The following is a 6,284-nucleotide window of genomic DNA, read 5'->3' as shown; positions in this document are numbered from 1 at the left end:
CAATGGTGAGACTGTCGCCCGGCAGCGTACGCCGGTACGACAGAAGTCCGGCATCGTCATCCATGATCGTATAGTCGATATCGCCCCCGACAAATAATCGGCTCTTCGAGCGGCGTAGCTGGATGAGGTCCCGGTAATACCTGTGCAGCGCCGTGTCGGGTTGCACCTCATCGGGTGGTTGCGGTGAACCATCAGGCCCCTGATCTTCAGGCTCATAGTTCAGGCCCGACCACATCATCGGCTTGCGACAATCAGGATCGTCCGCTCCCCACATTCCGACCTCATCGCCGTACCAGATGTGCGGGGCGCCATGGTACGTGAACTGCTGCATCAGAAGCATCTTTTGCATCAGACGTGTTCGCTCTCCCGGGCGGCTCACTCTGTAGCCCGGATTGTCGCGCGGGTTCACACCAAACTTGTACTTCCCGGGATTATGAAGCGAGGTGGACAATCGCGGTGAATCGTGAGACGCCGCGACATTCATCATCGCCCGCAAATTTCGGAGCGGTATGCCAGATTCAACGGAGTCGAGATGAGCGAGGTAGCCGGTCGCATTCCGTGGAGGCAGCGCACTCGCAAAGAAACTGCGCGTCGGCATGTACCACTGGTAATTCATCACGGCATCGAAGACATCACCCAGATAAGGACGGGGGTCCATCATGCGATCCGGCCAGTCTTCCCACCACACCTCACCTACCAGATAGGCATCCGGGTTGATCGACTTGACAAGCATCCGATAGTCGCGCCAGAATCCGAGTGGGACCTGGTCCGCCACGTCGAGCCGAAAACCGTCGACGCCATCCGACGGGTCGCCGTCACCGTCGGGATCCATCCAGCGCCTGGTCACGGCGAAGACATGAGCTTTAACGCCAGCGACCAGATCTCCATCGACCGGACCGCCGTGAAAATCCTCCGGGACACCCACTTTTCGAAAGGCGGGCAGCGTGCCAACGCCGGCCCAACCGTCATAGGTGAACTCGTTCGTCGAGGTCTCCGGGTCGTCGAACTGTTCCACGTCATACCAACTGGCGAATCGCGACCGAGCCTGCTTCTCGAGCACGTCCCGCCATGCCCAGAACGTAACGCCTGTGTGGTTCCACGAAACATCCATGATTGCCCGCATTCCTCGAGCATGGATTTCGCCAAGCAGTTGCAGGAACAGACTGTCGGCCGCAGTCCACACCCAGGTCGACGGATCGGCCGGATCTTCCGTCGCCGACAGCGCCCTGTCACCAATCGGATCCGGACCGAAGTTTCGATCGATGTGATGATAGCTGCGCGCATCGTACTTGTGCAGCGACGGAGCGTCGTAGATCGGATTGAAGTAGATCGCGGTGATGCCGAGATCTTGCAGGTAGTCGAGATGATTCAATACGCCGGCCAGGTCACCGCCGTATCTGCGCATCTGGACGGTATAGTAGAAGTCGCGTCCGGTCGCCTTCGCCCAGTCCTCCTGCTCGTACCAGTTGTGCGTCCATGGCGTAACCTTCCAGTCGCTGGGATGGTCGTCCTGCCATGAGCCAGCAATGTCGTTCAGCGTAGGATCGTTCGACGAATCACCGTTGGCGAACCGTTCAACGAAGATCTGGTACCATACGGCCTCCTCCGCCCAGGCCGGAACGCTCGCCGCATCTGTATCCTGCGCCGGTGGAACCACCGTGCATGCTGTAAGGCTTAGAAGAAGAACGACGATCGCTGCAGTACCACACTGGCTGAGCGGGCGATTCCATCCTGAACGCAGACACGTTTCACGAGCCGTCGAAGTCGGCATTATCTTTACCGGTTCTGTCAATCAGCACGCCCCCGCATTGAATAAGGCACAGACAAAGATCGTTACGGGCGCCACGCCACTCAAGCGTAAAGTGTTCGTGGTCATGATGCTTCTGCTACCGATCCTGTTCTTTGCCTTGCTCGAGGTCGGCCTTCGCCTGGCAGGATACGGTGAGCACTACCCTCTGTTCGAGCCGGTCCCCGGGTACGCATCTTACAAACGGCCCAACGAAGATGTCGCCCGAAGGTACTTCGCGTCGATCGAGAAAGTACCGGGCATCCCTTTCGATTCGTTCCGGGCCGTGAAGGACTCGAACACGTTCCGAATCTTCGTCCAGGGCGGATCGACGGCCGCGGGATTCCCATTCTACTTCAGCGGCAGTTTCCCGGACATGCTGGAGCAGCGACTATTGCAGAGCTTCCCCGGGCGGAACATCGAGGTGGTCAACACGGCGATGGCTGCTGTTGGTTCTTACACGCTGGCGGATCTGGCCGACGAGATCATCGCAGAAGAGCCAGATCTGGTTTTGATCTACGCCGGGCACAACGAGTACTACGGAGCGCTCGGTGTCGGATCGTCGGAGTCGCTCGGTCGCTCACCCGTGGTGGTCCGCGCATATCTGAAGCTGCAGAACCTGCGACTCGTACAGGGCCTCCGGTCGCTGTTGAGCAGTGCCGCCGCTGCTTTTCAGGGTCGGGAGCGAGGACAGAGGCCGGGCGCGACTCTGATGGAGAGGATGGTCGGCAGGCAGCGGATACCGTACGACTCCCGCATCTTCCGTGATGGATTACGGCAGTTCCGGTACAACCTCGGCGACATACTGGAGCGTTACCGGGACGCCGGCATTCCAGTGCTGATCGGTACAGTAGCCAGCAATGTTCGCGACCAGCCTCCGTTTATCAGTCGCCCCGCGGCCGCGACCGACATTAAGCGCTGGCAAGCGAGATTGGCTTCGACACGAGACCAGATCGCTCGCGGAGATTCCAGCGCGGCGCTTCGGTCGCTGGAGGAAATGATCCGCACTGATTCCCTGGCGGCTGACCCGTTCTATCTGATCGGGCGCCTGTACGACGGTCGAAAGCAATTTGCCGCTGCCCGGCGTGCCTATGTCATGGCAAAAGATCGTGACGAACTCCGTTTTCGGGCTCCGGAGGCAATCAATCGGATTATTCGAGAGACGGCATCTCGGTTCGGAGCGACGGTGGTCGAAACGGAGCAGGCTCTGGCAGCCGTCTCCGCGGGTGGGATTCCGGGCAGCGACGTCATGACGGAGCATCTTCACCCGAATATCGACGGCTACTTCAATATCGCGGATTCCTTCTACGACGCACTCAGATCCGGACGTTTCGTCGGCGAGTGGGCTGGTGCGATATCCCGGGAGACTGCGCGCCGGGAGTTACTCGTCACCCCGATCGACTCGATCGCGGGACTCTATCGGATCCAGTCACTGATGTCTTCGTGGCCGTTCCGACCTGCAGGGGCCGCTCCGCTCCCACTGGACACGATAGCAGCCAGTACGGAGGAGGGTCGTCTTGCCCTTCGCGTCTTCGAGCGCGAGATGCGTCAACTGGACGCGCTCGACGAGTTGCAGAAGCACTACACCCGAAACGGAAACTACGTTGGTGCACTCAAGGCACTGCTGTCAATCATTCAGCGGTATCCGTTTCTTCCCAATCCGTATCTCGCCGCCGCGAACATCATGATCGCACAAGGCAGGTACCAGGAGGCGATAGAGTATTGCGAGGCGTCGCTGGATCGCCTCGATTCGGCGGACGGCAGGCGGATGCTGGGTAGTCTGCTAGTCCAGGCCGGCCGCAACGCAGAGGCCATTCCGCACCTGGAGAGATCGGTGCAGATCGAGCCGTCGAGTTTGCAAGCACTTTACAACCTAGCAGGCGCCTATGCGCTCACGGGACAGTTCGTGCGAGCTCGAGAAACGGGTGCGCGTGTTCTCGAGTTGTATCCGGGGCATCAGGATACACGCCGGCTGCTTGCATCACTTCCGGGATCCTGAGTGCGATCGCCAGCATCGACGCAGATTTACGACGGAGACCTGAGAACGCCGCCGACCGCGATACCGACTCGGATCAAGCTGCTGGCTGATGCATCGACCGGCAACGCACGCGTCAAGAGCGCAACAGTCAGAAGTCGATGCCGCGATGATGCCTGCGTCACTCTGCTGCGGCGGGCTCCTCGTCCTCCCACTCTTCAATCGCTTCAAGCACGGCCGCCACGATCTCATCCTGCTCCACCGTCCGGACGATTTCTCCCCGCTTGAAAAGGTGAGCACGGCCCCTGCCCAGCGACACGCCGAGATCCGCACCGGCTGCCTCTCCCGGACCGTTCACGGCGCAGCCCATCAGCGCCACGCTGAGATCCTTCGTGAAGTTGCGCGCCTTGACGGCAGCCTCCACCTCCTCGACCACCGTAAAAAGATCGCCGGCAAGTCGGCCACATGTGGGACATGCAATGATATTTACGCCCGGACGTCCGACACGAAGTGCCTTCAGTATGTCGTGCCCGACGCGCACCTCGTGCGTTGACTCGGTGGCCAGCGAAACGCGTATCGTGTCGCCGATCCCATCGGCAAGCAAAGCACCGATCCCGATGGAGCTCTTGATGGTGCCTGATGTCAGGCTGCCCGACTCCGTCACGCCAAGATGGAGCGGATAGTCCGTCTTCTCAGCCAGTAGTCGGTACGCCTGGATCATATAGTAGACATCCGAGTGCTTGACCGATATTACGATATCCTCGAAGTCGTGCTTCCGGCATATCTCGATGTGACGCATCGCGCTCTCGAACAGAGCTTCCGGCTGCGGATAGCCGTATTTGTCAAGGATGTCCTTCTCGAGTGAACCGGAATTGACACCGATACGAATGGGAATTCCGGCTTCCTTTGCTGCCAGCAGCACCTCGTGCTCCCATTCGGGTTTCCCGATATTACCGGGGTTGATCCGAACCTTCGCGACACCCGATTCGATCGCCTTCAGTGCATACTGATAATTGAAATGGATATCTGCAACGATGGGTACAGGTGAGCCGGCGACGATGTCGGCCAGCGCATCTGCATCCTCCGGGCGAGGCACAGCCACTCGAACGATGTCAGCTCCGACATCGGCCAATCCACGAATCTCGTCGAGACACTTGTCGACGTCGTGGGTCTTGCCGACGGTCATGGATTGCACGGAGATCGGGGCACCGCCTCCGATCTGCACAGGTCCTACGTTGACTGCTCTCGATATACGTCTTGGGCGTTGCATGCCTGCTGCTTCAAATAGGATAGAGTGACCTGATGCGTGAGCTACGACGCCTGAAACACCGGAGTCTCAGGCAGGGTCCACCGGTGTGGAAGGGACGTTCGTATTCGACGAACCTTGACCAGGCGACCCGCACGGTCGGCGCCAGGCGGACAGGACCTATTCTCGCCACGCAACTGATGCGATCAGCGGCCGGTGGTCCGACAACACGACTCCGGGTACACGCGCCGACAGGACGAAAAATTCCGGCGACGCAAGTATGAAGTCTATTCGGGCAAAGCGATATCGTGCGTGATAGGTGGCGCCCCGGCCTGAACCCGCGATCGCGAAGGCGTCCTGAAATCCCTCTCGAATATGATTGAAGTCCCAGTTGTGACGAGTCGAGTTGAAATCGCCCATCACGATCACCGGATCGGTTTCATCCTTCAGCATCGCTGTTAACTGCTCGGCCTGCCCCGACCGACGTATGATCGCATTCCTATACTGACGCAGGTATCTGATAATGGTGCGCGGGTTGAGCCAGCTCGTATTCTCTTCCCTCCACGGCTTCTTCGATCCGAAAGATTGAAGGTGGATATTGTAGATGACGATCTTGCGCCGCCGCCATGTTACTTCCGAACGGGTCACTCCCGCGCCGACTCCACTCTGATCGGGGCCGAGAATGAACTGGTTCACCTGGTCGAGCGGGAAGAGGCTGTAGATTGGTACGTGAGATACGGACCGGTCTCGCCCTTGCGGCCCCAGGGTGAGGTAGGCGGCAGAGTCAGTAAGGACCGTCATGTCCCTGCGTGGATTCAGCGGCGACCCATCCTCGCTGTAGTGGGCCCATCCCTCCTGTAGACCGATCACATCAGGTCGCTCCTTACGCACAAGATTCAGCAAAGCCAGGCTACGCGCTCCGCCGTCGCGAGAATACAGGGACGGGTAATTGAGCGTCATGATCGAGAGCCGCTCGCCTATGGCGAACTCGGTTGGATCCGCACCGCCGCCCGTCGGAGCGAACCGGATGACTACGAGCACCATCAGGGCCACGTTGAATACGAGCGCCTTCCAGCGCCGAGCCAACAACAGTGGCAGGGCTGCCAGAACAACCACTGCGCTCAGGTACGGGAGCGGAATGGCGACAAGCTGCAGCCACCAGAAGGTACCGGGATGAACGAATCTGGCTGTATATCCTGCCAGAAACGCCGCCATCAGCGCTGCATAGATGACGTAGGCAATCGACTTTACGAATCGACGAAATAGCAAGGGACTCC

4 protein-coding genes are annotated in these 6,284 nt (G+C 59.4%); 1 reads left to right on the top strand and 3 read right to left on the bottom strand.

All coding sequences use genetic code 11. The annotated features are described in order from the left end of the window. The coding region (locus tag HKN37_02780) for a glycoside hydrolase family 13 protein (protein ID NNE45567.1) at positions 1-1,771 on the bottom strand (1,771 nt) is incomplete at its 3' end. Between the two features lie 37 nt (positions 1,772-1,808). Here HKN37_02780 and HKN37_02775 point away from each other — a divergent pair. Further along, positions 1,809-3,785: a tetratricopeptide repeat protein gene (locus tag HKN37_02775; GenBank protein NNE45566.1), complete on the top strand. Its 1,977-nt coding sequence runs from the start codon at positions 1,809-1,811 to the stop codon at positions 3,783-3,785. 157 nt (positions 3,786-3,942) lie between these two features. On the opposite strand, the gene ispG is transcribed toward HKN37_02775, so the two are convergent. Together ispG and HKN37_02765 are read right to left on the bottom strand one after the other, a co-directional pair. Then, a complete protein-coding gene (gene ispG, locus HKN37_02770; GenBank protein ID NNE45565.1) occupies positions 3,943-5,031 on the bottom strand; it encodes a flavodoxin-dependent (E)-4-hydroxy-3-methylbut-2-enyl-diphosphate synthase in 1,089 nt (362 codons plus the stop codon). A gap of 156 nt (positions 5,032-5,187) precedes the next feature. Further along, on the bottom strand, positions 5,188-6,276 hold the full coding sequence (locus HKN37_02765; protein ID NNE45564.1) for a hypothetical protein: 1,089 nt from the start codon (positions 6,274-6,276) through the stop codon (positions 5,188-5,190). Between the last annotated feature and the right edge of the window lie 8 nt (positions 6,277-6,284).

The sequence above is a fragment of the Rhodothermales bacterium genome (assembly GCA_013002345.1).
Taxonomy (GTDB): Bacteria; Bacteroidota; Rhodothermia; order Rhodothermales; family JABDKH01; genus JABDKH01.
This window is presented reverse-complemented; position numbering and strand designations above follow the sequence as displayed.

Excerpts from the sequence above, each read along its gene's own strand:
- ispG (NNE45565.1), bottom strand. The coding sequence starts at position 5,031 with ATGCAACGCCCAAGACGTATATCGAGAGCAGTCAACGTAGGACCTGTG.